Here is a 24,264-nt window from a genome sequence, read left to right as displayed (position 1 = left end):
GCTGTTCGCGTCGGGAGAGAATACTGTGAGTAACGACAGGTTGACCACGCTTCTCGAGGAGTACGCGGAACTGGAGAAGCGTATGGAGGACCCCTCCATCCACGCCGACCAGGCTCTCGTGCGCCGGGTCGGCCGTCGCTTCGCCGAGCTGGCCCCGATCTACGCGGCCAACGCCGAGCTGGAGGCCGCCCGCGCCGACCTGGCCGCCGCGAAGGAGCTCGCGGCCGAGGACCCGGCGTTCGGCGCCGAGCTGGAGGCGGTCGCCGCCGCGCTGCCGCCGCTCGAGGAGAAGCTCGGCGAGATGCTGATCCCGCGCGACCCGAACGACGCCAAGGACGTGATCGTCGAGATCAAGGCGGGTGAGGGCGGCCAGGAGTCGGCCCTGTTCGCCGGCGACCTGCTGCGCATGTACACCCGGTACGCCGAGCGCCACGGCTGGATCGTCGAGGTGATCGACTCGCAGGAGTCGGACCTGGGCGGCGTCAAGGACATCTCGATCGCGGTGAAGACGAAGGGCGTGCCCGCGGGCGGCCACGGCGTCTGGTCGCGGCTGAAGTGGGAGGGCGGCGTCCACCGGGTGCAGCGCGTGCCGGTGACCGAGTCGCAGGGCCGCATCCACACCTCGGCGGCGGGCGTGCTGGTGCTCGCCGAGGCCGAGGAGGTCGACGTGCAGATCGACCCGAACGACCTGCGGATCGACGTGTTCCGCTCGTCGGGCCCGGGCGGCCAGTCGGTCAACACCACCGACTCGGCCGTGCGGATCACGCACGTTCCCACCGGCACCGTGGTGAGCTGCCAGAACGAGAAGAGCCAGCTGCAGAACAAGGAGTCGGCGCTGCGCATCCTGCGGTCCCGGCTGCTGGCGATGGCGCAGGAGCAGGCGGACGCCGCGGCGTCCGACTCCCGCAAGGCGCAGGTACGCACGGTGGACCGCTCGGAGCGGATCCGCACGTACAACTTCCCGCAGAATCGGATCACCGACCACCGGATCGGTTACACGGCGTACAACCTCGATCTGGTGCTCGGCGGCGAGCTCGACGCCGTGCTGGACGCGCTGGCCGAGGCCGACCGGCAGGCCCGCCTCTCGGGGGAGACAGAAATCAGCCGGCGGCCATGATGTGCAGGCCGTCGTAGCGGGGGCAGGCCACATAGCCGGGTGAGGTGAAGCAGAAGGTCTGCTCCCCGCTCGGCCCGAACCGGCCCAGCGGCGTCTGCCTGCCGTCGGCGAGGTCGACCCGGGTCACGACGAGCTCGCCGAGCGGCCGGGCGCTCGGCCGTGTGACGAGCAGGCTGCCGGTCGTCTCGGATCCGGACGCCACCAAGCCGGTGAAGGGCCCGCCGACGAACTTGCCGGTGCGGCTGTCGAGCAGCTGCAGCCGCGTGTTCCCACGGTCGCCGGCCAGCATGCGGTCGTCGCCGACCGGCCAGCCGTCGAACATGCCGGGCACGGCCCAGACCACGCGGCCGGTCGACGGGTCGTGGCCGGAGACACCCTCCGAGCCGGTCGAGCAGAACAGGTCGCCACAGGGGCCGGCGTAGCCGGTCTGCCAGAGCGGCCGGAGCGTGGCGGCGCTGTAGACGGTCGTGACGCTGTCGTTCTCGACCGCGGTCCGGATCACCGCGAAGTTCTGGCCGGCCGGGACCACGCTCACCGAGCCGCGCGGCCGGCGGATGCCGTCCGAGGGCAGCCGGCCGGTCTGGCGCACCTTGCCGTCGGCGAAGCCGTAGACGCGGGCCGTGCCGTCGAGGCCGAGCGTGGCGATCGCCTCGGGGTGCTGCCAGCCGGGCAGCGGGGTCCAGTCGGCCAGCGGCGGCACCGAGAGGCTCCAGAGCGGGGCGCCGTCGTGGAGCTTGACCAGGCGCAAGCCGATGATCTGGTTCTGGTCGTCGTGCTCGGCGACGATCGCGGCGCCGGAGGCGCTCAAGGGCTGGGCGTCGCCGTCCGTGCTCCAGAGCTGGTCGCCGGTGTCCGCGTCCAGGGCCACGGTGCTGCGCGGCGTCACGTAGAAGTACTGACCGCCGTCCTCGTCCGCACGGGTGATCGTGGCCTGGTCGGTCGGCACGAGCACCGTGTCGCCGGCCGGCCGGGCCGGGAAGTCGGAGGGCGCGTCGCCGACGGCCGCCGTCCAGCGCTCCCCGCCGGTCGCCAGATCGTACGCGACGAGGCGGGGCTGTCCGTCCTCGAGCCGGGAGAGGTACGCGCTGCGCGCGTCGAGCGCCACCGCGGCGTTCTCGACGAACGGAGTCGTCCACAGCGGACGCAGGCTGGCCGGGGTGCCGTGCGCCGATCCGGCGACCGCCGGCACGCCCACGATCGTGAGGACCGCGAGCAGCGCCCGCAACAGGCGCCGGTGGTCGAGCGGGATGGCGGGCGCCGCGTCGTCGTGGGTGACCTCACCGAGGTCGATCACCGTCATCAGCCGACTGCCGTGATCGCGTACGCGTCGTTCTGATAGCAGCCGAGGTAGTGCGCGACGGCTTGGCAGCGGTTGAACGCGATCCGGTCGATCGAGCCGAGCACGTCGCGCCGGCCGGTGGCCAGGTCCCAGCGGGCGATCGAGGTGCGGCCGGGTGGCGTCGCGGTCGGTTTGAGCACGAGCAGCGCCTGGTCGGGCTCGGTGTTCCAGACCGTCTCGCCGGGGCTGTTCTCGCCGATCCGCGCGCCCGTTTCGGCGTCGATCAGGTATTGCTCGCCGACCTCGCCCGGCTCGTCGACGACGATCCGGTCGGGGGCGGCGGCCCAGCCGTTGCCGGTGCCGGTGACGTGCCAGCGCTCGCGGCCGGTGTCGGCGTCGTACGCGACCAGCCCCTGTCCGTTGCTGAGGCAGATCCCGCTCCCGCAGGGGAACGCGTACCCGTCGGTGCCGTCGGCCCGCCACAGCGGGGCGAGGGTGTCGAGGCGGTACACGCTGAGCTCCGCGCGCCCCTGTTCGTTGCGGTTCACGACCAGATGATCGCCGCTCGCCGCAACGTCGTTGTACTGGCCCTGCTCGGGCTGGGCCCGGGCCCAGGGGATGTGGGCGCGGGCGGCCACCGCTCCGTCGGCGAAGCCCAGCACCTCGGCGAGCCCGTCGTCGGTGATCGTGACCAGCCTGGTCGGCTCGTCGCCGACCAGGGCGAACGCGACGCTGGTGACCCCGGTGATGTCCCGTTCCCAGACCGTGTCCTGGTCGGCCAGCCGTACCAGCCGCAGCTTGGCGAACGTGCCCGTGCCGGTGTAGTCGGCCATCAGCACGGCGCCGTCGGCGACCACCATCGGCTCGCCCGGCACCCGCCACAGGGTGGCGCCGGTGTCCCCGGCGACCGCGACCGTGGCCCGGCTGAACTGGGAGTACGTGCCGGCCTGCGGATCGGCCGGCAGCAGGAGCAGGTCGCCGGCCAGCTGGGCGTAGCCGAGCGTGTCGTCGAGGATGGTGCGCCACCGGACCGTGCCGGTGGCCAGGTCGTACGCGGTGAGCTCGCCGCCGTGGTGCAGATAGAGGGTGTCCTGGCCGAGCGTGGTGCTGTCGCTGTCGGAGGTCGGCACGCTCCACAGCGGACGGACGGCGTTCGCGAGGGGTCGCGCCGACGCGGCGCAGAGCAGGCAGAGCAGCAGCGACGCGGCCAGCCCGAGCCGGCGCCAGGACAGGTGGTCGGCCTCGGCGTCGGGCGACGAGGAGATCTCGCCGAGATCGATGGTGCTCATCTGGTGGGCGCGCGGTTGGCGGCGGCGGCCGCCAGGGCGGCGCTGAGCGTACGCCCGTTGGCGCCGACCTCGGACCAGCCCGCCGCCAGGCCGATCGGCGTGCCCGGCACCAGAACCTGCCAATTCTCGGAGTTCGTGGCCGCGGTGATGCGGCGGGACACCTCGGCCGCCTGGGCCTGGCCGGCGCCGGGCAGCACCACCACGAACTCGTCGCCGGCGAACCGGGCCACGAAGTCGCCGCGGCGCATGACCCGGTTGAGCACGCCGGCTATCCGCTGGAGCACGAGGTCGCCGCAGTGCCGGCCGTGCCGCACGTTGACCGCGGTGAACCCGATCAGGTCGCAGACGCCGATCGCGGCGCGCTCACCGCGCTCGAGCATCGAGTGCACGTAGCGTTCGAGCTGGCGGCGATTGGGCAGCCCGGTCAGCGGGTCGGTGAGCGTCTCGTCGCCGTACCGGTCGGCGTCGCGCTGGGTCTCCTGGGCGTCCAACCGGGCCGCCACCCCGTCGAGGTAGCCGTCGCGCAGCCGGTCGATGCGCTGGGCGGCGAGGCGGAACGCGTACCGGTCGGCGGTGTGCGCGGCGGCGTGGTCGCCGGCCGCGGCATAGGCGATGCTGCGCAGCCGGGCCGGTTCGGCCGCGCCGAGGATCTCGGGGGAGACCGGCACGGAGTCGAGCATGGCCAGTGCCTGCTGGGGCTTGCCGGCGCCGATGGCCAGGCACACGTTGCCGAGGTGGTGCAGGTCGCGGGTGCGGACGCTGTCGCCGCCGCCGGTCAGCCACTCGGCCGCGTTCGCCTCGGTTTCCTCGCCCAGCGACGCGCGGCGAGCCAGCGCGTATCCGTACGCGGCGCGGCTGCCGGGCCGCATCTGGTCGGCGCCGATCGCGACGTAGCGGGTCAGCTCGGCGTCGATGTCGCGCAGCACCCGCAGGCAGCCGTCGGTGTCGCCCTGATGGTCGAGGGAGACCGCGTTGCGCAGCCGGATGCCGGGGGCCGCGAAGATCTCGGGGGCGAGCCCGACCGCGGCGCCGACCTGCCGGGCCTGTTCGATCGAGGTCAGCGCGTGCCCGTGGAAGCCGAGGTACGAGTACGCCATCGCGAGGTCGTGCCAGCCCCACGCGGTCTCGTAGTCGTTCTCCTGCACCGCGGCCAGCGCGCGGGAGGCCTGCACGAGGTGGGTGACGCCGCGGTCGATGTTGCTCTGCAGGTGTGAGCCGAGCGCGGCGAAGGCGTGCATCTGGCCGCGCAGATAGGGATCCGGGATCTCGCGTACAGCGTTCGCGGTCGCCGTCATCGCGGTGGTCAACTCGGCGATGCGACCGAGGTTGATCAGCGCGCCGAAGCGCTGGACCAGCGCGTACGCCCGGGTGGTCGGGTCGGTCGCGGTCGCGAGCACTGCTTCGAGGATGGGCAGCGCCTCCGCGGAGCGGCCGTTCTGCTGGAGCCGCCCGGCCCGCTTCAGCTCCTCGACGTTTTCAGGGAGCTGGTCCAACCAACTCACCGGGCGCCTCCCACGCGTGCCACGCATCGATCCGCCGACCCGGCCGGCCGGCGTCGCACGTGACGTTTGATGATTATGCCGTGGACCCGGACGACGAACACCCCTCCCGACCTTTGGTACGGACGCCCATCTCTCCGGCGCTGGCCACGGCGGTCGCCGAACTCGCCGCGGCGGGCGTGGCGTCGCCCCGGGTGGACGCCGAGCTGCTCGCCGCGCACGTGCTGGAGATCCCGCGAGGACGGCTGCTGCTGGTCGACACGATGCGCGACGACGAGCTGCGCCGATTCCGGGTCCTGGTGGCCGAGCGGGCCCGCCGGATCCCGTTGCAGCACCTGCTCGGCACGGCCGCGTTCCGCCATCTGGAGCTGTCGGTCGGCGATGGCGTCTTCGTCCCCCGCCCCGAGACCGAGCTGCTGGCGGGCTGGGGAATCGCGCGCGCCCGCGACGGTGACATCGTGGTGGATCTCTGCAGCGGCACGGGCGCCATCGCTCTGTCGCTCGCCGACGAGATCAAGAACATTGACGTGTACGCGGTGGAGCGGTCCCCGGTCGCGTTGTCCTTCTTGCGCCGCAACGCCGCCGCGTTCCCCCGGGTCGTCGTCGTCGAGGGGGATGTCACCGATCCGCGGTTGCTGGAAGAGGTCCGGGCCGACCTGGTGCTCTGCAACCCGCCGTACGTCCCGGCCGGCACGCCCGTCCCGCCCGAGGTCGCCGACCACGACCCGGCCGAGGCGGTCTTCGGCGGCGAAGACGGCCTCGACGTGATCCGCCCGGTGATCGCGCTGGCCGCCCGGTTGCTCCGGGCCGGGGGATATATCGGAATTGAGCATGACGACGTGCACGGCGAGGCCGTGCCCGCGCTGCTCCGCGAGGACGGCCGGTTCGCCGAGGTGACGGCGCATCGCGACCTGACCGGCCGCCCGCGCTTCGCGACGGCACGCCGCACCTGATCGGTGTGCCGCGCCACATGGCAGACTGCACGGTGTGATGCTCTACGACTGCCGTACCACCGCGGACCGGGATCGCGGCATCGCCGCCGCCGTCGAGGCGGTCAAGAGCGGCGAGCTCGCCGTGATGCCCACCGACACGGTGTACGGCGTCGGCGCGGACGCGTTCACCCCGCACGCCATCACCGCGCTGCACCACGCCCGCAGCGTCACCAACCAGGTGCCCCCGCCGGTGCTGATCGGCTCGCGGCACACGCTCGACGGGCTGACCTACTCGCTGTCGAAGTCGACCCGCGAGCTGGCCGACGCGTTCTGGCCGGGCGCGCTGACCCTCTACGTCGAGCACACGCCGAGCCTGCAATGGGACCTCGGCGAGACCGGCGGCAAGGTGGCCGTACGCATGCCGCTGCACCCGGTGGCGCTCGAGGTGCTGCGCGAGGTCGGCCCGATGGCGGTGACCACGGCCAACAAGGTGGGCCGGCCGGCGCCCACCACCGCCGAGGAAGCCCGCGACCAGCTGGAGTACTCGGTGCGCGTCTACCTCGAGGCGGGCCCCGCCCACGACCCGGCGCCCAGCACGATCGTCGACGTGAGCGGCGAGGTGCCGCGGGTGCTGCGGGCCGGGGCGATTCCCTTGGAGAAGCTGCGCGACGTCGTACCCGAAATCCTGGGCCCGGAGGCCTGAGGTGGCGCCGTTCACGATTCTGCACGTCTGCATGGGCAACATCTGCCGGTCGCCGATGGCCGAGCGGCTGCTCGCCCGGGCCGTACGCGATCGGGTCGGCGACGCCGGCGACGAGCTGATCCGCAGCGTCAGCGCCGGCACCGGCGGCTGGCACGAGGGCGAGGAGATGAACCCGCCCGCCGCCCGCCAGGTGCGTTCCCGGGGCGGTTCGACCACCGGCTTCGAGGCCCGCAAACTGCGCGGCGACTTCATCGACGAGGCCGACCTGATCTTCACGGCGACCGCCGACCAGTACGACTACGTCGTGGCCCTGCGCCCCGACGCCGCCGACCGCACCTTCGTGATGGGCGAGTTCGGCCGGCTGCTCGGCGCCGTCGACACCTCCACCCTGCCGCCGGCCGACGGCGACGCCGCATCGGTGCACGCCCGCGGCGTGGCCATCATCGAGGCGGTCCACCGGCTGCGCGGCCCCGACGGCCCGATGCCCGGCGACGACCTCGACGACCCGTGGGGCCGCGGCGACCAGACGTTCCAGCGCATCGGCGACGAGATCGAGGACACCACGGTCCCGTTCGCCAAGCTCCTCCTCTCGTGACCGGCCGCATCGTCAAACCCGACGCTGCGGGCATCGCCGAGGCGGTCGAGCTGCTGCGGGCCGAGTCGGTGGTCGCGTTCCCCACCGAGACCGTCTACGGCCTGGGCGCCGACGCGTTCTCGGCCCGGGCGATCGGCGAGGTCTACCGCCTCAAGAACCGCCCGTCCTGGAACCCGTTGATCGTGCACGTGGCCGACGTGTCCGCGGCCCGTCAACTCGCCGCTTCGTGGCCGGGCGCTGCCGACCGGCTGGCCGCCGCGTTCTGGCCCGGCCCGCTGACCATGGTGGTGCGCCGCGCGGCCCACCTGACCCGCGTCGGCGCCGACAACGACACGATCGCGGTGCGCATCCCCGCGCACGACGTGGCGCTGCGCCTGCTTGCGGCGGTCGGCCTGCCGCTCGCCGCACCCAGCGCCAACCGTTCCGAGAGCATCTCGCCGACCACCGCCGAGCACGTGCTGCGCAGCCTGCCCGACGTGCCGCTGGTGCTGGACGGCGGCCCGAGCTCGTGGGGCATCGAGTCCACGGTCCTCGACCTGACCACCCCCGTGCCGACGCTGCTGCGCCCCGGCGCCCTGGGCCTGCGCGCCCTGCGCGACGTGACCGGCACGATCGCCGTACGCGACGCCGAGACCGCCGACGGCGCCGCACGCCCCTCGCCCGGCATGAGCCGCCGCCACTACGCCCCGCGGGCCACCCTGCAGCTGGTTCCCGACGTGCGCTCGATCGAGATTCCCGAGAAGACCGGCATCCTCACGTACGAGGGCGCGGAACTCCCCGACGCCGAGGTGCTTTCCGCCGACCCGCGCGAGTACGCCGCCGACCTGTACGCGGCCCTGCACCGCCTCGACGACTCCGGGGTCGAGACGATCCTGGTCCAGGCGCCACCGCCGACCGAGGACTGGCTGGCCATCCGCGACCGCCTGAGCAGAGCCGCAGCCGGCTAGACACCTCGGGTGGGGGTCTGGTGGGAGCGGGCTGGGCTGCTATGGCTCGGGTCGTGCGAGGCCCGGGCGGCGATGTTGCGGGCCATCCCGCTGAACACGATCCCGTGGAACGGCACGACCGAAGCCCAATACGCATGCCCCGCCAGCCCCCGCGGCAGGAACACCGCCCGCTGCCGATACACGCTGCGCCCCTCGCCGGCCGGCGCCGCGCTCATCTCCAGCCAGGCCCGCCCCGGCACCCGCATCTCCGCCCGCAGCCGCAGCAGCGACCCCGGCACGATCTCCTCGACCCGCCACCAGTCCAGCGCCTCGCCCACCCGCAGCCGATGCCGGTCGCGCCGCCCCCGGCGTAGCCCGACCCCGCCCGCGAGCTTGTCCAGCCAGCCGCGCACCGACCAGGCCAGCGGGAACGAGTACCAGCCGTTCTCCCCGCCGACCCCCTCGATCACCCGCCACAGCGCCTCGACCGGCGCGTTCACGGGGCGGCTGCGCTCGTCGACGTACACGGTGCCGCCCGACCAGTCCGGGTCGCTGGGCAGTGGCTCGGCGGCCGCGTCCCGGCCGGCCGCGCCCGACCAGCGGGTCTCCACGTCGGCGTTGCGGATCTTGCCGAGCCCGAGCCGGACCGCCTGGTCGAAGCCGATCGGCGAGACGTCCGGCACGAGCCGGTGGATGTCCCGCTCGCGGGCCACGGCCTCGTGCACCAGGCTGGCCACCAGCGGCCGGGCGATCGCGTTCGGCACCGGCGTGACCAGTCCGACCCAGAACGCTGAGAGCCACGGGCTGAGGACCCGGGTCGGGACGATCAGCCGCCGGCGTAGGCCGGCCACCCGGGCGTACCGCTGCATCATCTCGGCGTAGGTGAGGACGTCCGCGCCGCCGATGTCGAAGCCCCGGCTCTCGGCGAGCGGCATGGTGGAGGCGGCGATCAGGTACGACAGCACGTCCCGTACGGCGATCGGCTGGATCCGGTTGCTCACCCACCGCGGCGTGACCATGGCCGGCAGCCGTTCGGTGAGGTAGCGCAGCATCTCGAACGACGCCGAGCCGGAGCCGATGATCACCGGCGCGCGCAGGACCACTGTCGGCACCCCGCTGTCGAGCAGGATGCGAGCCACCTCGGCGCGCGAGCGCAGATGAGCCGAGGTCCGTTCGGCCGGGGGCGGCTCGGGTCCGCCCAGATAGATGATCCGTTTGACGCCGGCGGAGCGGCAGGCGGCGGCGAAATTCGCGGCGGCCCGGCGGTCGACCTCCTCGAAGTCGCGCCGGCCCAGCGAGTGGACCAGGAAATACGCGACCTCGATCCCGTTCACTGCCGCCCGCAGCGACGGCGGGTCGGTCAGATCGCCCTCGGCCACCTCGACCCGGCCGTGCCACGGCGCGTCCCGCAGCCGGGCCGCGCTGCGCGACAGGCAGCGCACCTGATGGCCGGCGGCGAGCAGGCTGGGCGCCAGCCGGCCGCCGATGTACCCGGTTGCCCCGGTCACGAGAAACCGCATAACCGCAGAGTGTTCCCTTTCGCGAGGCTTTCAAGCCATATGCTGGATTTTGGCGGCGCCTATCCGGGGAGGGCACGTGGACAGCTTCTGGGGGCCGGACTTCGCGCATCTCCAGCGCGACGATCCGGAGATAGCCCATGTCCTCCTCGACGAGCTCGCCCGGCAGCGCGGCGGGCTCCAGCTCATCGCGAGCGAGAACTTCACCTCCCGGGCCGTGCTCGCCGCGCTCGGCTCCACGCTGCACGACAAGTACGCCGAGGGCTACCCGGGCGCGCGCTACTACGGCGGGTGCGCCGAGGCCGACCGCGCCGAGACGCTCGCGATCGAGCGGGCACGGGCGCTGTTCGGGGCCGAGCACGCCAACGTGCAGCCGCACTCGGGGGCGTCGGCCAACCTGGCGGCGTACGCGGCGCTGGCCGAGCCGGGCGACACCGTGCTGGCGATGGAGCTGTCGCACGGCGGGCACCTCACCCACGGGAGCCGGGTCAACTTCTCCGGGAAGTGGTTCCATCCGATCGGCTACCGGGTCACCCCGAACACCGAGGAGATCGACTACGACGAGGTGCGCGACCTCGCCCTCGCCCACCGGCCCAAGCTGATCATCTGCGGTGCGACCGCCTACCCGCGCCAGATCGACTTCGCGCTGTTCCGCGAGATCGCCGACGAGGTGGGCGCGTATCTGCTGGTCGACGCCGCGCACTTCATCGGGCTGGTGGCCGGGCGGGCCATCCCGTCGCCGGTGCCGTACGCCGACGTGGTCACGTGCACCACCCACAAGGTGCTGCGCGGGCCCCGGGGCGGCATGATCCTGTGTCGTGCGGAGCTGGCCCAGCGCATCGACAAGGCCGTCTTTCCGTTCAGCCAGGGCGGTCCCATGATGCACGCGATCGCGGCGAAGGCGGTGGCGTTGCGCGAGGCGTCGGGTCCGGCCTTCCAGGCGTACGCCCGGCAGGTCGTCGACAACGCCCGGACGCTGGCCGTGGCCCTGGCCACCGAGGGGATGCGGCCCGTCACCGGCGGGACCGACACCCACCTGGTGCTGGCCGACCTGCGCGAGCTCGGGGTCAGCGGGCGTGACGCCGAGGCCCGCTGCGACCTCGCCCGCATCACGCTGAACAAGAACGCGATACCGTTCGACCCGCAGCGGCCGTCGGTGGCCTCCGGCATCCGGGTGGGCTCGCCGGGCGTGACCACACAGGGCATGCGTGAGGGCGAGATGCGGCGGATCGGCGCGCTGATCGGGGCCGCGGTGCGCTGCGACCCGGAAACGCCGGCGGGGGCGTCCCGCCTGGCCGACGTGGCGGACGAGGTGTTGGCGCTGGTGGGAGAGTTTCCCGCCTACGCACAGCAGGAAGTGATGGCATGAGCTCTAGTGACGGTCGCGAACCGGCGGTGACGCTTCCCGGCGTACCCCGGCAAGGCTTTGATTTTGATGAGGACGACCGCCCGAAGCCGGACCTCCCGCCGCTGCCTGCCGATCCGCGGTGGAGGGTGGCGCACCTTCCGTTCCTGAGTGCGGTCTCGTTCGCCCTGTTGCTGTGCGCCGCCTCGGCCGGATTCCTCGCCGGCGGCGCTCCCTCGGCGCTCGGCGCGGCTCTCGGCGTGCTGATCGTGACCATCAGCTACACGATGTCCACGCTGGTCGTCGCCTGGGCCGACACCGTGCGCCCGGCCCTGCTCATGCCGTTGGCGCTGTTCACCTACGTGTTGAAGTACAGCGTGCTCGGCGTGGTTCTGGCCTACGGTGTCTCGACCAGCTGGACCGGCAAGGACGCGCTGGGCTGGGGCATCGTCGCGGGGGTCGTGGTGTGGACCGGCGTGCAGGCCTGGTGGTTCACCGCGGTGCGTCGCCCAAAGTGATCTTCTGCACCCCGTTTTGCCACCTCAGACGTCCCTTTCGTGGTTTGTTGACCACGAAACGGTGACGTGAACGCAGGTGGCGCGTCAGGTTATGGCAAAGGGGGAGTACCGTGTCGTTCCAGTTGCGAGACCCCTGACGCCTGGACAACTGCGGTTGTGCGGGGGGTCCCGCTTAGCCTCGTGTTTCCTGCTGATATCGTTCGGGCCGTCATGACCGGTCAGGAACCTCCCAAGAATCCCCATGGGGACGACGGTCAACAGCCGCCCGACACGGGCATGGGCATGACGGCCGTCTCCTATCTCATCGCGGGCATGTTGGTGTGGGGCGGGATCGGTTGGCTGGTCGACCACTGGGTGGGGACCAGGGGCATCTTCGCCGGTATCGGCGCGGTCGTTGGCATGGCCGCCGGTGTCTACCTCATCGTGCGCCGTCTGGGCGCCTGACAGGAAAGGGCTACGGTGACCGGTCAGTCGATCGTCCTCGCAGCGGATGTTCCGTTCCCGCCGAGCGTCGAGGACTTCTACCTGCCCAGCATCCTGCCGTGGGGCGCGCACGACAATTACTGGTTTACGAAGATCACCGTGCTGGTCTGGCTGACCGCCGCTGCGCTGATCATTTTCTTCCTGGTGTCGTACCGCAAGCCCCAGCTCGTCCCGACCAAGAGGCAGTGGCTCGCGGAGAGCGTCTACGGCTTCGTGCGGAACAACATCGCGATCGAGATGATCGGGCCGCGTGGCGTCAGCTTCGCGCCGTACCTCACCGTGTTGTTCAGCTTCATCATTCTGAACAACCTCTGGGGCATCATCCCCTTCATTCAGATCTCGCCGAACTCGCACATCGCCTTCCCGGCCTTCCTGGCGATCATCAGCTACGTCATGTTCATCGCGGTGGGCATCCGGCACCACGGCTTCGTGAAGTACTTCAAGACGGCGCTCATCCCGCCGGCGCCGTGGTTCATCCTGCCGCTGCTGATCCCGATCGAGTTCTTCTCGAACTTCCTCGTCCGGCCGTTCTCGCTCGCCGTACGACTCTTCGCCAACATGTTCGCCGGCCACATGCTGCTGCTGGTGTTCACGCTGGGCGGCTTCGCGATGCTGAACGCCAACGCCTGGTTCCTCCCGTTCTCGCTGGTGTCCTGGACGATGACCATCGCCCTGACCTTCCTCGAGTTCCTGGTGATCTGCCTCCAGGCCTACGTCTTCACGGTGCTGACCGCGAGCTACGTCCAGGGCGCGCTCGCCGACGAGCACTGAGCACCACCCCCAGCTGTTGGAAAACTCTGTGCCAGTAACACCCCGTTGTCGTCCCGCGTGAAACCGATTCACGCGAGATACCTGGAGGAACTGAAAAAATGGACATCGCTGCTTTCACCGGTAGCACCGCCGCCATCGGCTACGGCCTCGCCGCCATCGGCCCCGGCATCGGCGTGGGTCTCGTCTTCTCGGCCTACATCCAGTCGACCGCCCGTCAGCCGGAGTCCTCGCGACTGACCCTGCCGTACGTCTGGATCGGCTTCGCCGTCATCGAGGCGCTCGCGCTCCTCGGCATCGCCTTCGGCTTCATCTGGCAGGGCTCCGGGCTCTGATCCTCCGCCCCTACAGGAGGTAAGTAATGATCAATTCTCTTGTGGTTCTCGCCGCGGAGGAAACCGCCGAGACGACGAAGCACAACCCGATCATCCCGATCTGGCAGGAGATCGTTCTCGGCGCCATCGCCTTCGCCATCCTCTGCTTCGTGCTGATGAAGTACGTCTTCCCGCAGATGGAGAAGACGTTCGCGGCGCGGGTGGACGCGATCGAGGGCGGCATCAAGCGCGCCGAGGCCGCGCAGGCCGAGGCCAACCAGCTGCTCGAGCAGTACCGCGCGCAGCTGGCCGAGGCTCGCACCGAGGCCGCTCGCATCCGCGACGAGGCCCGCGCCGATGCCGAGGGCATCCGGCAGGACGTGCTGGCGAAGGCCCGCGAGGAGTCCGACCGGATCATCGCGGCCGGGCGCGAGCAGCTCTCCGCGCAGCGCGAGAGCATCGTGCGTGACCTGCGTGCCGAGGTCGGCACGCTGGCGGTCGACCTGGCCGGCCGGATTGTCGGAGAGTCCCTCGCCGACGAGGCGCGCAGCCGCGGCACGGTCGAGCGGTTCATCGCCGAGCTCGACGCGGCCGGATCGACGGGCGGGCGACGCTGATGGCGTCGAGCGTCAGTCAGCAGGCCTACAACTCGGCGGTCGAGAAACTCGCCGCCGGGACCGGCTCGGCCACGGCCGCGCAGCTGGCCACGATCGCCGACGAGATCCTGTCGGTGGCCGTCCTGCTGCGGGCCCAGCCCGGCTTGCGCCGGGCGCTGACCGACCCGTCGCGGGCCGGGACCGAGCGGGCCGAGCTGCTTCGCTCGCTGCTGGCCGGCAAGCTGTCCGAGGCGACCGTCGACACGTTGACCACGCTGGTGTCCGGCCGGTTCTCCAAGCCGTCCGAGCTGCTGGACGTGACGGAGCGTCTCGGCGCCGAGGTGCTGCTGCGGTCGTCGGAAAAGGCGGGCACCCTCGCCGACGTCGAGGACGAGCTGTTCCGCTTCGGACAGATCGTCGGCGGCAACGCCGAGCTCGCGGTCACGCTGAGTGACCCGGGTGCGACGACCTCGCGCCGGGTTAAGCTGGTGGAGGACTTGCTCAAGGGCAAGGCCCAGCCGGTGACGGTCCGCCTCGTCGAGGTGGCGCTCGAGGGCTTCCTGGGCCGTACCTTCGATTCCTCGCTGACCCGGCTGGTCGAGCTGACCGCCGCGAAGCGCGACCGCGAGGTCGCCTACGTGACGGTGGCGAAGCCGCTCAGCGATGCCGACGAGCAGGCGCTGGCTGACAAGCTGTCCGGTCTCTACGACCGGCCGGTCTCGCTCAAGATCGACGTCGATCCCTCGATCATCGGTGGGGTCGCCGTCCGAATCGGCTCCGACCTTTACGACGGCACCATCGTGCGGCGGCTCAACGCGGCGCGTCAGGCGATCGCTAGATAGTTCTTTCCCCTCGGTCCGCGGCGACGCTGATCGAGCAGGCCCCTCGGCGGCGGCGACGTCCCGAGCTAGACAGAGAAGGCAGAGGATGGCCGAGCTGACCATCTCCTCGGACGAGATCCGGGGGGCGCTAGAGCGCTACGTCTCGTCCCACACTCCCGTTCTCGAGCGCGAGGAAGTCGGCATCGTCTCCGATGCGGGCGACGGCATCGCGCACGTCGAGGGCCTGCCCTCGACGATGGCGAACGAACTGCTCGAATTCGAGGACGGCACGCTGGGTGTCGCCCTGAACCTCGACGTCCGCGAGATCGGTGTCGTGGTCCTGGGCGAGTTCGAAGGCATCGACGAAGGCCAGCAGGTCAAGCGCACCGGCCGCGTCCTCTCGGTTCCGGTCGGCGACGCCTTCCTCGGTCGCGTGGTCGACCCGCTGGGCCGGCCGATCGACGACCGCGGCGAGATCGAGAACGAGGGCTTCCGCGAGCTGGAGCTGCAGGCGCCCAACGTGATGAATCGCCAGCCGGTGAAGCAGCCGCTGCAGACCGGCATCAAGGCGATCGACGCCATGACGCCGATCGGCCGCGGCCAGCGCCAGCTGCTCATCGGCGACCGCAAGACCGGCAAGACCACGGTCGCGATCGACACGATCATCAACCAGCGCGCCAACTGGGAGTCCGGCGACCCGGAGAAGCAGGTCCGCTGCATCTACGTCGCGATCGGCCAGAAGGCGAGCACCATCGCCTCGATCCGGGGCACCCTCGAGGAGCAGGGCGCGCTGGAGTACACGACGATCGTCGCGGCGCCCGCCTCCGACCCGGCCGGCTTCAAGTACATCGCGCCCTACACCGGCTCGTCCATCGGACAGCATTGGATGTACGCCGGCAAGCACGTCCTGATCGTCTTCGACGACCTGACCAAGCAGGCCGAGGCGTACCGCGCGGTCTCGCTGCTGCTGCGCCGCCCGCCGGGCCGCGAGGCCTATCCGGGCGACGTCTTCTACCTGCACTCCCGGCTGCTCGAGCGCTGCGCCAAGCTCTCCGATGCCCTGGGCGGCGGCTCGATGACCGGTCTGCCGATCGTCGAGACCAAGGCCAACGACATCTCGGCCTACATCCCGACCAACGTCATCTCGATCACCGACGGCCAGATCTTCCTGGAGACCGACCTGTTCGCCTCGGGTGTCCGCCCGGCGATCAACGTCGGCACCTCGGTGTCCCGGGTGGGCGGTTCGGCGCAGGTCAAGGCCATGCGCTCGGTGTCCGGCCGACTCCGTCTCGACCTGGCCCAGTTCCGTGAGCTGGAGGCCTTCTCGGCCTTCGCCTCCGACCTGGACCGCGCGTCGCGGGCGCAGCTGGACAAGGGCGTCCGCCTGGTCGAGCTCCTCAAGCAGCCGCAGTACTCCCCGTACTCGGTGGTCGACGAGGTCATCGTGATCTGGGCCGGCACCACCGGCCAGCTCGACGACATCGCGGTCGGCGACGTGCGCCGCTTCGAGGGCGAGATGCTTCAGTGGCTGCACCGGCACCGGTCCGACGCGCTCACCGCGATCGAGACGACCGGCCAGCTGACCGATGACAACGTCGAGAGCCTCAAGTCCGGCCTGGACGAGTTCAAGGAGCTCTTCAAGCAGGGCGAGACCGGCAAGCTCAACGAGCCCGACGCCGAGGCGATGGCCGAGGGCCGCGAGACCCGCGAGACGGTGACCCGCGAGGTTCACCGTACGGCGGCTGACCGGGCTGAAGGCTGAGTCATGGCCGGTCAGGTACAGGCCCTCCGGCGGCGCATCCGCACCGTCCGGTCGACCAAGAAGATCGCCAAGGCGCAGGAACTGGTCGCCACCAGCCGCATTGCCAAGGCTCAGGAGCGGGTGGCCGCCTCCAAGCCGTACGCGGAGGCGATCACCCAGGTCCTGACCGCTCTGGCGTCCAACGCGACGATCGACAACCCGCTGCTGGTCCCGCGTGAGCGGGTCCGGCGGGCCGGCGTCCTGCTGATCACCAGTGACCGCGGCCTGGCCGGCGCGTACAACGCCAACGCCATTCGCACCGCCGAGCAGCTGATCCAGCGGCTGAAGGCGGACGGCAAGGAAACGGTGCTGTACGTGGTCGGCCGCAAGGGCGTCAGCTACTACCGGTTCCGTAACCGGCCGATCGAGGCCAGCTGGACCGGGTTCTCCGAGCGTCCGTCCTTCTCGGACGCGAAGACGATCGGCGACGCGCTGCTGGAGGCCTTCGTCGCCGGCGCGGACGACACCGACGCGCACTACGGCCCGGACGGCATCCAGGGCGTCGACGAGCTGCACATCGTCAGCACCCAGTTCAAGTCGCTCATGACGCAGAGCGCGGAGGCGCACTTCCTGGCCCCGATGCAGGTCGAGGAGCGCGAGGTCGAGCCGGGTCTGCGGCCCGCCTACGAGTTCGAGCCGGACGCCGACGAGTTGCTGGACGCGCTGCTGCCGAAGTACCTCAACACGCGGATCTACGCGGCGTTGCTGGACTCGGCCGCGAGCGAGTCGGCGTCCCGGCGGCGGGCGATGAAGAGCGCGTCGGACAACGCGGACGACCTGCTCAAGCGGTACACGCGCGAGATGAACTCCGCGCGGCAGGCTGCGATCACCCAGGAAATCAGTGAGATCGTCGGCGGCGCCAACGCGCTGGCCGCGGCGGGAAGTGATGTGTGATGACTGTATCTGCCACCTCCGGTGGGGCCGAGGCTACCAAGGCGGAGACCGGCGTCGGCCGCGTCGTCCGGGTCATCGGCCCGGTCGTCGACGCCGAGTTCCCCCGTGACGCCATGCCCAACATCTACAACGCGCTGCACGTCGACGTGACCCTCTCCGAGGGCACGAAGACGCTGACCCTCGAGGTCGCCCAGCACCTGGGCAACAACGTGGTCCGCGCGATCTCGATGCAGCCGACCGACGGCCTGATCCGCGGGGCCGAGGTCACCGACACCGGCGCCGGCATCTCGGTGCCGGTCGGCGACGTGACCAAGGGCCACGTGTTCAACGCCCTCGGCGACGTGCTCAACGCCGACCCGGCGACCCTGGACATCCAGGAGCGCTGGGCGATCCACCGCCAGCCGCCGCCGTTCGCCGATCTCGAGCCCAAGACCGAGATGCTGGAGACCGGCATCAAGGTGCTCGACCTGCTCGCGCCGTACGTGCGTGGTGGCAAGATCGGCCTGTTCGGCGGCGCGGGCGTGGGCAAGACGGTGCTCATCCAGGAGATGATCATCCGGGTTGCCCGTAACTTCGGCGGCACCTCGGTGTTCGCCGGCGTCGGCGAGCGCACCCGTGAGGGCAACGACCTCATCCTGGAGATGGAGGAGGGCGGTGTTCTCGACAAGACCGCCCTCGTCTTCGGCCAGATGGACGAGCCGCCGGGCACCCGCCTGCGGGTGGCGCTCTCCGCGCTGACCATGGCGGAGTACTTCCGGGACGTCCAGAACCAGGAGGTGCTGCTCTTCATCGACAACATCTTCCGGTTCACCCAGGCCGGCTCCGAGGTCTCCACCCTGCTCGGCCGCATGCCGTCGGCCGTGGGCTACCAGCCCACGCTGGCCGACGAGATGGGCCAGCTCCAGGAGCGGATCACGTCGGTCCGAGGCAAGGCGATCACCTCGATGCAGGCGATCTACGTGCCCGCCGACGACTACACCGACCCGGCGCCGGCCACCACGTTCGCCCACCTGGACGCGACGACCAACCTCGAGCGGTCGATCTCGGACAAGGGCATCTACCCCGCCGTCGACCCGCTGGCCTCCAGCTCGCGGATCCTCGCGCCGGAGTTCGTGGGCGCCGAGCACTACGCGGTCGCCCGTGAGGTGCAGCGGATCCTGCAGAAGTACAAGGACCTGCAGGACATCATCGCGATCCTCGGCATGGACGAGCTCTCCGAGGAGGACAAGGTCACGGTGCAGCGGGCTCGCCGCATCGAGCGGTTCCTCTCGCAGAACACGTACGCGGCCGAGCAGTTCACCGGCGTTCCCGGCTCGACGGTCCCGCTGAAGGAGACCATCGAGGCGTTCAAGAAGATCTGCGAGGGCGAGTACGACCACTTCCCCGAGCAGGCCTTCTTCATGTGTGGCGGCCTCGAGGACCTCGAGAAGAACGCGCACGAGCTCATGAAGGGCTGACCAGCACGCGACAAGAAGCCGCGCTCACCGCATCGGTGGGCGCGGCTTCCGCGTTTCCCTCCAGGTTGGGCTTTCCCCGGCTGGGTAGTCTTTTGACCGACGATGGGAGTGGATGTGGCCAAGGAAGGCAAACGCCGTGCGCCGCTGTGGGCCCGGCTCTGTGCGATCTTCGGCTGTGTCCTCATGGTTCTCAGCGGCGGCGCGCTCATCACCGGCCAGGTGGTCATGGCCCGCTACGCCGGTGCGGTCGAGACCAAGAACCTCTTCGGCGACCAGGCGGCCGAGAAGGTCTCCGACATCAAGGGGCCGCTGAACATCCTGCTCGCCGGCATCGACCCGCGCACCGACGAGCAGACACCGCTCTCCGACTCGATCATCGTGGTGCACATCCCGACGAGCATGGACCAGGCGTACCTGTTCTCCGTGCCGCGCGACCTCGTGGTGGACATCCCGCCTTTCGCCAAGACCGGCTTCCGCGGCGGCCGCTCCAAGATCAACGCCGCGATGGGGTACGGCAGCGCGATCGGCAACGGCAAGCACGACCCGGCACAGGGTTTCGACCTGCTCGCCAAGACCGTGCAGCGGCTCACCGGCATCGCCGAGTTCGACGCCGGCGCGATCATCAACTTCGGCGGCTTCAAGCAGATCGTCGACGCCATGGGCGGCGTCACTCTGAAGGTCGACCAGAACGTGAAGTCGGAGCACCTCCAGCCGAACGGCAAGCCCCGCCCGCGGTACGCCCGGTGCGCCGACAACACCTGCGCCCACCCCTACTACGGGCCGCAGGCCGAGTACAAGGTCGGCACGTATCACCTCAAGGGCTGGCAGGCGCTCGACTACGTCCGCCAGCGGTACGGCCTGCCCAAGGGCGACTACGACCGCCAGCGCCACCAGCAGCAGTTCATCAAGGCCATGGCCGAGCAGGCGCTGAGCAAGGACGTCGTCACCAACCCGGTCAAGCTCGACCGGGTGCTCAAGGCGGCGGGCAAAGCGCTGATCTTCGACGGCAACGGCCACAACGTGGTCGACTGGGGCTTCGCCCTCAAGAACATCCGGGCCAACAGCATGACTTCGATCAAGCTGCCCGGAAAGTCGCTGTTCGAGGGTGGCAGGTACGTGGGCGAGGGCCTCGACCCGAGCGCCGCCGACTTCTTCTCCGCCGTGAGCCAGGACCGGCTGCCCGCTTTCCTGCTCCAGCACCCCGAGTACATCAACAAGAACTCGTAGCGCGAGGGTGTGGCGGTCACCACCCGCCGCCACGATGCGCAAGTACGGCGTTTAGACTTTCACCCAATCGGTTCCGAGCCTGAACAGGAGACTCCGTGGCCAACCAACTGCCCGTCAAGGTTGTCGCCGTCGAGCAGCGAGTGTGGTCCGGCGAGGCCGAGATGCTCGTCGCGCGCACCACCGAGGGTGAGATCGGTGTGCTGCCCGGTCACTCCCCGTTGCTCGGCTTGCTCAAGGAACCGTCCCAGGTGCGCGTGAAGCTCGCCGGCGGCGAGCAGCTGACGTATGACGTGTCCGGTGGCTTCCTCTCCATCGACGCAGACGGCGTGACCGTTCTCGCCGAGAGCGCCACGCCCGCCACCCCCGAGTCGCACTGACGCCCGGCGATGCGGATTCTCGAATTCCTCGGGGTCTGCGTCGTCGCGCTGCTCGCGCTCCTCTTCGTGATCTTCTTCCGCCGCCGGCTGCTCATGGTCGGCGGCGGAACCATTCGGCTGCAGGTGCGGGTGAGCACCATCGTCCCCGGCCGCGGCTGGTCCACCGGCATCGGCCAGTTCGTGGGCAACGAGCTGCGGTTCCACCGCATGTTCAGCCTCGCGTTCCGGCCTAAACGGGTGCTCGACCGCAAGGTCCTCGTCGTCGAGCAGCGGCGCGCGCCCGACGGTCCCGAGCGGCTGACCATGGCGTCGCACTGGGCGATCCTGCGATGTACCAACGGGGACGCCGGCCAGATCGAGATAGCGATGGCCGAGTCGACCGTGACCGGCTTCCTCTCCTGGCTCGAGGCCGGCCCGCCCGGCCAGCCCGGCAGCGTCTCCCCGCGCCCCACGATCCGCCCCCGCCCCGCCGACCACTGATTTGGCGAGAATTCGCTCGTCCCGGCGCCGTCCCGGCCTCTAGCGTCGGGGAATGCGCATCCAGATCGTCGACGCCTTCACCGCCGAGCCCTTCGCGGGCAACCCCGCCGGTGTGGTGGTGCTCTCCGAGTTCCCCGCCGCCGAGTGGATGCAGCGGGTCGCCGCCGAGGTCAACCTCTCCGAGACGGCCTTCCTGCATCCCCTGACGCCGGGCGCCGACGCCGATTTCGCGCTCCGCTGGTTCACCCCGGCCGTCGAGGTCGCGCTCTGCGGGCACGCCACCCTCGCCACCGCGCACATCCTGGGCCGCGACAAGACCAGCTTCGCCACCCTCAGCGGCGTTCTCACCGCGACGTCGGCCGGCGACGGGTGGTACACGCTCGACTTCCCGACCGCCCCGCTCACCCCGGTCGACGCCCCGCCGTGGCTGGCCGGCGTCCTCGGCGCCGAGATCGTCTCGGTGCACCACACCGGCCCCAACACCGACGACCTGCTGGTCGAGCTGCGCGACGAGGCCACCGTGCGCGGCCTGCGCCCCGACCTGGCGTCGCTGGCCCGCCGCGAGAACCGCGGCGTCGTGGTCACCGCCCGGGCAGCCGACCGGGAAGGCGGCTACGACTTCGTCTCCCGCTTCTTCGGCGCCGCGGCCGGGGTGGGGGAGGACCCGGTAACCGGGAGCGCCCACACGGCCCTCACACCGTTCTGGTCGGCCCGTCTCGGCGGCCGCACCGAGCTGACCGGGTACCAGGCGTCCGCGCGCGGCGGCTACGTCCGCGTCATGCTGGCCGGCGATCGTACGCATCTGACCGGCCAGGCCGTCACGGTCATCGACGGCGAGCTGAGGGTTCAGCCCGTCTGCAGCTCGACCTCGTAACCCCAGTTGTCCTCGAGGTAGGCCGCGTAGGAGTCCGGGCCGCCGGCGTTCGGGTGCCGGTCGGGGAACAGCAGCGACCACCCGTTCTGCTGCGCCCGCAGGGTCAGCCGGTCGACCTCGTCGCGCCCGCCGACCGTGAACGCCAGGTGGTTGAGTCCCGGGGCAAGGCGGTCGTGCACGCCGCCGGAGAGCGCCGGCGACTGCTCCAGGACGATGTACAGGTCGCCGAGCCGCCAGGAGTGGCCGGCCGGCCACTCCTGGAACGGTTCCCAGCCGAGCGCGCCCAGCAGCCAGCCCCAGGGCCCGCACGCCCCGGCCAGATCGGGGACCCAGAGCTCGACGTGATGCAGCCCGCCTACCGTCCCCCGCCCGGCACCCACTTGACGTCACCGCCCGGGTTCGCGATGCGGCACAGGATGAACAACAGGTCGGAGAGCCGGTTCAGGTATTTCGCGGGCAGGTCGCTCGTACGGTCGGGGTCGTCCTGCTGAAGAGCCCAGGCCGCACGCTCGGCTCGCCGCGCCACCGTGCGTGCCACATGCAGCAAGGCCGCGCCCGGCGTCCCGCCCGGCAGGATGAAGCTGTCGAGGGGCGTCAGCCGCTCGTTGAACTCGTCACACCAACCCTCGAGCCGCGTCACGTAATCGCCGGTGATCCGCAGCGGCGGATAGGGCGGGTTCTCCGCGATCGGGTTGCACAGGTCGGCCCCGAGATCAAAAAGATCGTTCTGTACGGCGGTGAGCACGGCACGCACGTCGTCGGGCAGGCTGCCCAGCGCCAACGCGACGCCCAGCGCGGCGTTGCACTCGTCGGTGTCCGCGTACGCCGCCAGGCGCGGATCGGTCTTCGCCACGACCTCGTTGTTGCCCAGACGGGTCTCGCCGGCGTCGCCGGTGCGGGTGTAAATGCGGGTGAGGTGAACGGCCATGGACCCACCCTACGGAGGCGGCGTTGGGCCGCGGCCCATACCATGGCCCGCGTGGATGTGATCAGGGTGCAGGGCGGGGCGCAACTCGCCGGTGACGTCACCGTCGGTGGCGCCAAGAATTCCGCGCTCAAGCTCATGGCGGTGTCGTTGCTCGCCGAGGGCCGCAGCGTCGTCGAGAACGTTCCCCGGATCACCGACATCGCGATCATGGCCGAGGTGCTGCGCCGGCTGGGCTGCCAGGTGACCCTCGAGGGCGGCGAGGCCACCATCGACGTGCCCGCCGAGCCCGGCAGCGAGGCCGACTACGACCTGGTCCGCCGCCTGCGCGCGTCGATCTGCGTGCTCGGCCCGCTGCTGGCCCGCCGCGGCTACGTGCGGGTCGCCCTCCCCGGCGGCGACATGATCGGCTCGCGCGGCCTCGACATGCACTTCTCCGGCCTGACCCGGATGGGCGCCGAGATCTCCGGCGAGCATGGCTTCGTGATCGCCTCGGCGCCGCACGGCCTGCGCGGCGCCAAGATCTGGCTGGACTTCCCGAGCGTCGGCGCCACCGAGAACATCCTCATGGCCGCCGTCATGGCCAAGGGCGTCACCGAGATCGACAACGTGGCGCGCGAGCCCGAGATCGTCGACATCTGCGAGATGCTCGTCGCGATGGGCGCCCACATCGACGGCGCGGGCACGTCGACGCTGACCATCGAGGGCGTCTCGTCGCTGTCGCCGGTGGTCCACCGCACGGTCGGCGACCGCATCGTCGGCGGCACCTGGGCGTTCGCCACCGCGATGACCCGCGGCGACGTGACGGTCCACGGCGTCCGGCCGGAGTTCCTGGACATCGCGCTGGACAAATTGGTCACCGCGGGCGCGCAGGTCACTCCGGGCGACAACCAGTTCCGCGTACGCATGGAGCACCGCCCCCGCGCGGTCGACATCGTGACCCTGCCCTATCCGGGTTTCGCCACCGACCTGCTGCCGATGGCGATCGGGATGGCGGCGGTGGCCGAGGGCTCGTCCCTGATCACCGAGAACATCTTCGACGGCCGCTTCATGTTCGTGAACGAGATGGTCCGCCTCGGCGCCGACATCCGCACGGACGGCCACCACGCGGTGGTGAACGGCCGGGAGCGGCTCTCGGGCGCGCCGGTCCGGGCGACGGACATCCGGGCGGGTGCGGGCCTGGTGATCGCGGGCCTGTGCGCGGACGGCGTGAGCGAGGTGGGCGAGGTGCACCACATCGACCGCGGCTACCCCGACTTCGTCACCGATCTGGCCAAGCTGGGCGTCGAGGTCGAGCGGGCCGACGTGCCCGAGCCGACCTTCGACTTCTGAGCCAATTCGAGTGGGCGCTTGCCCACTTGAAGTGGGCGTCTGCCCACTCTGGCCGCCTGGAGTGGGGGGGGGGGGGGGCCCCCGGGGGGGGGCCCCCCCCCCCCCCCCCGCGCCCCGGGGGGGGGGGGGCGCGCCCGGGGGGGGGGGCCCCCCCCGCCCGCCCCCGCACCGCCCCCCCCCCCCCGGCGGGGGCGG

At 70.9% G+C, this 24,264-nt stretch carries 26 protein-coding genes; 20 read left to right on the top strand and 6 right to left on the bottom strand.

Annotated elements, in window-relative coordinates:
• Nucleotides 1-25 precede the first annotated feature (25 nt).
• A complete protein-coding gene (prfA, locus tag ACIA5D_RS02880; protein WP_396028104.1) occupies nt 26-1,117 on the top strand; it encodes a peptide chain release factor 1 in 1,092 nt (363 codons plus the stop codon).
• On the opposite strand, the gene ACIA5D_RS02875 is transcribed toward prfA, so the two are convergent.
• The 3 genes from ACIA5D_RS02875 to ACIA5D_RS02865 are packed head-to-tail and all read right to left on the bottom strand — an operon-like array spanning nt 1,101 to nt 5,187.
• A complete protein-coding gene (locus ACIA5D_RS02875) occupies nt 1,101-2,417 on the bottom strand; it encodes a PQQ-binding-like beta-propeller repeat protein (RefSeq protein ID WP_396028103.1) in 1,317 nt (438 codons plus the stop codon). The genes prfA and ACIA5D_RS02875 overlap by 17 nt on opposite strands.
• On the bottom strand, nt 2,417-3,685 hold the full coding sequence (locus tag ACIA5D_RS02870) for a PQQ-binding-like beta-propeller repeat protein (RefSeq protein WP_396028102.1): 1,269 nt from the start codon (nt 3,683-3,685) through the stop codon (nt 2,417-2,419). The genes ACIA5D_RS02875 and ACIA5D_RS02870 overlap by 1 nt, the downstream gene beginning before the upstream one ends.
• On the bottom strand, nt 3,682-5,187 hold the full coding sequence (locus tag ACIA5D_RS02865) for a diguanylate cyclase domain-containing protein (protein ID WP_396028101.1): 1,506 nt from the start codon (nt 5,185-5,187) through the stop codon (nt 3,682-3,684). Before ACIA5D_RS02865 ends, ACIA5D_RS02870 begins: the two co-directional genes overlap by 4 nt.
• An 80-nt stretch (nt 5,188-5,267) precedes the next feature.
• On the opposite strand from ACIA5D_RS02865, the gene prmC reads away from it, so the two are divergent.
• Genes prmC through ACIA5D_RS02845 form a run of 4 tightly spaced genes read left to right on the top strand, consistent with a single transcriptional unit; the run spans nt 5,268 to nt 8,361 of the window.
• Complete coding sequence (gene prmC, locus ACIA5D_RS02860; RefSeq protein WP_396028100.1) at nt 5,268-6,137, top strand: peptide chain release factor N(5)-glutamine methyltransferase; 870 nt, start codon at nt 5,268-5,270, stop codon at nt 6,135-6,137.
• 37 nt (nt 6,138-6,174) lie between these two features.
• Nucleotides 6,175-6,819, top strand: a complete 645-nt coding sequence (locus ACIA5D_RS02855) for an L-threonylcarbamoyladenylate synthase (RefSeq protein ID WP_396028581.1) — start codon at nt 6,175-6,177, stop codon at nt 6,817-6,819.
• A gap of 1 nt (nt 6,820) precedes the next feature.
• Nucleotides 6,821-7,414 (top strand): phosphotyrosine protein phosphatase, encoded by a 594-nt coding sequence (locus tag ACIA5D_RS02850; RefSeq protein ID WP_396028099.1) that lies wholly within the window; start codon nt 6,821-6,823, stop codon nt 7,412-7,414.
• On the top strand, nt 7,411-8,361 hold the full coding sequence (locus ACIA5D_RS02845; protein WP_396028098.1) for an L-threonylcarbamoyladenylate synthase: 951 nt from the start codon (nt 7,411-7,413) through the stop codon (nt 8,359-8,361). The genes ACIA5D_RS02850 and ACIA5D_RS02845 overlap by 4 nt, the downstream gene beginning before the upstream one ends.
• On the opposite strand, the gene ACIA5D_RS02840 is transcribed toward ACIA5D_RS02845, so the two are convergent.
• Nucleotides 8,358-9,860 (bottom strand): SDR family oxidoreductase, encoded by a 1,503-nt coding sequence (locus ACIA5D_RS02840; protein WP_396028097.1) that lies wholly within the window; start codon nt 9,858-9,860, stop codon nt 8,358-8,360. The genes ACIA5D_RS02845 and ACIA5D_RS02840 overlap by 4 nt on opposite strands.
• Nucleotides 9,861-9,936: 76 nt before the next feature.
• Here ACIA5D_RS02840 and glyA point away from each other — a divergent pair, with 76 nt between their 5' ends.
• The 14 genes from glyA to ACIA5D_RS02770 all read left to right on the top strand — a co-directional run bounded on the left by glyA (nt 9,937) and on the right by ACIA5D_RS02770 (nt 21,812).
• Nucleotides 9,937-11,226 (top strand): serine hydroxymethyltransferase, encoded by a 1,290-nt coding sequence (gene glyA, locus ACIA5D_RS02835; protein ID WP_396028096.1) that lies wholly within the window; start codon nt 9,937-9,939, stop codon nt 11,224-11,226.
• Nucleotides 11,223-11,720 carry a hypothetical protein gene (locus ACIA5D_RS02830; protein WP_396028095.1) on the top strand — a complete coding sequence of 166 codons (498 nt, stop codon included), beginning with the start codon at nt 11,223-11,225 and terminating at the stop codon, nt 11,718-11,720. Before glyA ends, ACIA5D_RS02830 begins: the two co-directional genes overlap by 4 nt.
• Nucleotides 11,721-11,930: 210 nt before the next feature.
• Entirely contained in the window at nt 11,931-12,164 is a 234-nt protein-coding gene (locus ACIA5D_RS02825; protein WP_396028094.1) for an AtpZ/AtpI family protein, read from the top strand.
• A 15-nt stretch (nt 12,165-12,179) separates the two neighbouring features.
• Nucleotides 12,180-12,974, top strand: a complete 795-nt coding sequence (atpB, locus tag ACIA5D_RS02820; RefSeq protein ID WP_396028093.1) for a F0F1 ATP synthase subunit A — start codon at nt 12,180-12,182, stop codon at nt 12,972-12,974.
• 98 nt (nt 12,975-13,072) lie between these two features.
• Nucleotides 13,073-13,306 carry a F0F1 ATP synthase subunit C gene (locus tag ACIA5D_RS02815; protein ID WP_396028092.1) on the top strand — a complete coding sequence of 78 codons (234 nt, stop codon included), beginning with the start codon at nt 13,073-13,075 and terminating at the stop codon, nt 13,304-13,306.
• A 26-nt stretch (nt 13,307-13,332) separates the two neighbouring features.
• A complete protein-coding gene (locus ACIA5D_RS02810) occupies nt 13,333-13,902 on the top strand; it encodes a F0F1 ATP synthase subunit B (protein ID WP_396028091.1) in 570 nt (189 codons plus the stop codon).
• Nucleotides 13,902-14,723 carry a F0F1 ATP synthase subunit delta gene (locus ACIA5D_RS02805; protein ID WP_396028090.1) on the top strand — a complete coding sequence of 274 codons (822 nt, stop codon included), beginning with the start codon at nt 13,902-13,904 and terminating at the stop codon, nt 14,721-14,723. The genes ACIA5D_RS02810 and ACIA5D_RS02805 overlap by 1 nt, the downstream gene beginning before the upstream one ends.
• Before the next feature lie 85 nt (nt 14,724-14,808).
• Complete coding sequence (gene atpA, locus ACIA5D_RS02800) at nt 14,809-16,464, top strand: F0F1 ATP synthase subunit alpha (RefSeq protein ID WP_396028089.1); 1,656 nt, start codon at nt 14,809-14,811, stop codon at nt 16,462-16,464.
• Between the two features lie 3 nt (nt 16,465-16,467).
• Nucleotides 16,468-17,397 (top strand): F0F1 ATP synthase subunit gamma, encoded by a 930-nt coding sequence (locus tag ACIA5D_RS02795; protein WP_396028088.1) that lies wholly within the window; start codon nt 16,468-16,470, stop codon nt 17,395-17,397.
• Nucleotides 17,397-18,854, top strand: coding sequence for a F0F1 ATP synthase subunit beta (atpD, locus tag ACIA5D_RS02790; protein WP_396028087.1), 1,458 nt, complete (start codon nt 17,397-17,399; stop codon nt 18,852-18,854). Before ACIA5D_RS02795 ends, atpD begins: the two co-directional genes overlap by 1 nt.
• Before the next feature lie 102 nt (nt 18,855-18,956).
• The gene (locus tag ACIA5D_RS02785) at nt 18,957-20,081 is read left to right on the top strand and encodes an LCP family protein (protein WP_396028086.1); all 1,125 of its coding nucleotides are present in this window, start codon (nt 18,957-18,959) and stop codon (nt 20,079-20,081) included.
• A gap of 95 nt (nt 20,082-20,176) precedes the next feature.
• Entirely contained in the window at nt 20,177-20,458 is a 282-nt protein-coding gene (locus ACIA5D_RS02780) for a F0F1 ATP synthase subunit epsilon (protein WP_396028085.1), read from the top strand.
• 9 nt (nt 20,459-20,467) lie between these two features.
• Nucleotides 20,468-20,938 carry a DUF2550 domain-containing protein gene (locus tag ACIA5D_RS02775; protein ID WP_396028084.1) on the top strand — a complete coding sequence of 157 codons (471 nt, stop codon included), beginning with the start codon at nt 20,468-20,470 and terminating at the stop codon, nt 20,936-20,938.
• A gap of 52 nt (nt 20,939-20,990) precedes the next feature.
• Nucleotides 20,991-21,812, top strand: coding sequence for a PhzF family phenazine biosynthesis protein (locus ACIA5D_RS02770; protein ID WP_396028083.1), 822 nt, complete (start codon nt 20,991-20,993; stop codon nt 21,810-21,812).
• On the opposite strand, the gene ACIA5D_RS02765 is transcribed toward ACIA5D_RS02770, so the two are convergent.
• Both ACIA5D_RS02765 and ACIA5D_RS02760 read right to left on the bottom strand, forming a co-directional pair.
• The gene (locus tag ACIA5D_RS02765; RefSeq protein ID WP_396028082.1) at nt 21,785-22,192 is read right to left on the bottom strand and encodes a VOC family protein; all 408 of its coding nucleotides are present in this window, start codon (nt 22,190-22,192) and stop codon (nt 21,785-21,787) included. The genes ACIA5D_RS02770 and ACIA5D_RS02765 overlap by 28 nt on opposite strands.
• Complete coding sequence (locus ACIA5D_RS02760; RefSeq protein ID WP_396028081.1) at nt 22,168-22,740, bottom strand: cob(I)yrinic acid a,c-diamide adenosyltransferase; 573 nt, start codon at nt 22,738-22,740, stop codon at nt 22,168-22,170. The genes ACIA5D_RS02765 and ACIA5D_RS02760 overlap by 25 nt, the downstream gene beginning before the upstream one ends.
• Nucleotides 22,741-22,782: 42 nt before the next feature.
• Here ACIA5D_RS02760 and murA point away from each other — a divergent pair, with 42 nt between their 5' ends.
• Complete coding sequence (gene murA, locus ACIA5D_RS02755) at nt 22,783-24,069, top strand: UDP-N-acetylglucosamine 1-carboxyvinyltransferase (RefSeq protein ID WP_396028080.1); 1,287 nt, start codon at nt 22,783-22,785, stop codon at nt 24,067-24,069.
• Nucleotides 24,070-24,264: the final 195 nt, after the last annotated feature.

Source organism: Actinoplanes sp. NPDC051513 (assembly GCF_044454685.1).
Lineage (GTDB): Bacteria > Actinomycetota > Actinomycetes > Mycobacteriales > Micromonosporaceae > Actinoplanes.
Note: the sequence above shows the minus strand (reverse complement) of the source record. Positions and strands in the feature narration are given on the sequence as shown.

What these genes read in the sequence shown, in the direction of transcription:
- ACIA5D_RS02875 (WP_396028103.1), bottom strand. Translation starts at nt 2,417, where the DNA reads ATGACGGTGATCGACCTCGGTGAGGTCACCCACGACGACGCGGCGCCC.
- ACIA5D_RS02870 (WP_396028102.1), bottom strand. Translation starts at nt 3,685, where the DNA reads ATGAGCACCATCGATCTCGGCGAGATCTCCTCGTCGCCCGACGCCGAG.
- ACIA5D_RS02855 (WP_396028581.1), top strand. Translation starts at nt 6,175, where the DNA reads ATGCTCTACGACTGCCGTACCACCGCGGACCGGGATCGCGGCATCGCC.
- ACIA5D_RS02840 (WP_396028097.1), bottom strand. Translation starts at nt 9,860, where the DNA reads ATGCGGTTTCTCGTGACCGGGGCAACCGGGTACATCGGCGGCCGGCTG.
- ACIA5D_RS02830 (WP_396028095.1), top strand. Translation starts at nt 11,223, where the DNA reads ATGAGCTCTAGTGACGGTCGCGAACCGGCGGTGACGCTTCCCGGCGTA.
- ACIA5D_RS02825 (WP_396028094.1), top strand. Translation starts at nt 11,931, where the DNA reads ATGACCGGTCAGGAACCTCCCAAGAATCCCCATGGGGACGACGGTCAA.
- ACIA5D_RS02815 (WP_396028092.1), top strand. Translation starts at nt 13,073, where the DNA reads ATGGACATCGCTGCTTTCACCGGTAGCACCGCCGCCATCGGCTACGGC.
- ACIA5D_RS02810 (WP_396028091.1), top strand. Translation starts at nt 13,333, where the DNA reads ATGATCAATTCTCTTGTGGTTCTCGCCGCGGAGGAAACCGCCGAGACG.
- ACIA5D_RS02805 (WP_396028090.1), top strand. Translation starts at nt 13,902, where the DNA reads ATGGCGTCGAGCGTCAGTCAGCAGGCCTACAACTCGGCGGTCGAGAAA.
- atpA (WP_396028089.1), top strand. Translation starts at nt 14,809, where the DNA reads ATGGCCGAGCTGACCATCTCCTCGGACGAGATCCGGGGGGCGCTAGAG.
- ACIA5D_RS02795 (WP_396028088.1), top strand. Translation starts at nt 16,468, where the DNA reads ATGGCCGGTCAGGTACAGGCCCTCCGGCGGCGCATCCGCACCGTCCGG.
- atpD (WP_396028087.1), top strand. Translation starts at nt 17,397, where the DNA reads ATGACTGTATCTGCCACCTCCGGTGGGGCCGAGGCTACCAAGGCGGAG.
- ACIA5D_RS02785 (WP_396028086.1), top strand. Translation starts at nt 18,957, where the DNA reads ATGGGAGTGGATGTGGCCAAGGAAGGCAAACGCCGTGCGCCGCTGTGG.
- ACIA5D_RS02775 (WP_396028084.1), top strand. Translation starts at nt 20,468, where the DNA reads ATGCGGATTCTCGAATTCCTCGGGGTCTGCGTCGTCGCGCTGCTCGCG.
- ACIA5D_RS02770 (WP_396028083.1), top strand. Translation starts at nt 20,991, where the DNA reads ATGCGCATCCAGATCGTCGACGCCTTCACCGCCGAGCCCTTCGCGGGC.
- ACIA5D_RS02760 (WP_396028081.1), bottom strand. Translation starts at nt 22,740, where the DNA reads ATGGCCGTTCACCTCACCCGCATTTACACCCGCACCGGCGACGCCGGC.
- murA (WP_396028080.1), top strand. Translation starts at nt 22,783, where the DNA reads ATGGCCCGCGTGGATGTGATCAGGGTGCAGGGCGGGGCGCAACTCGCC.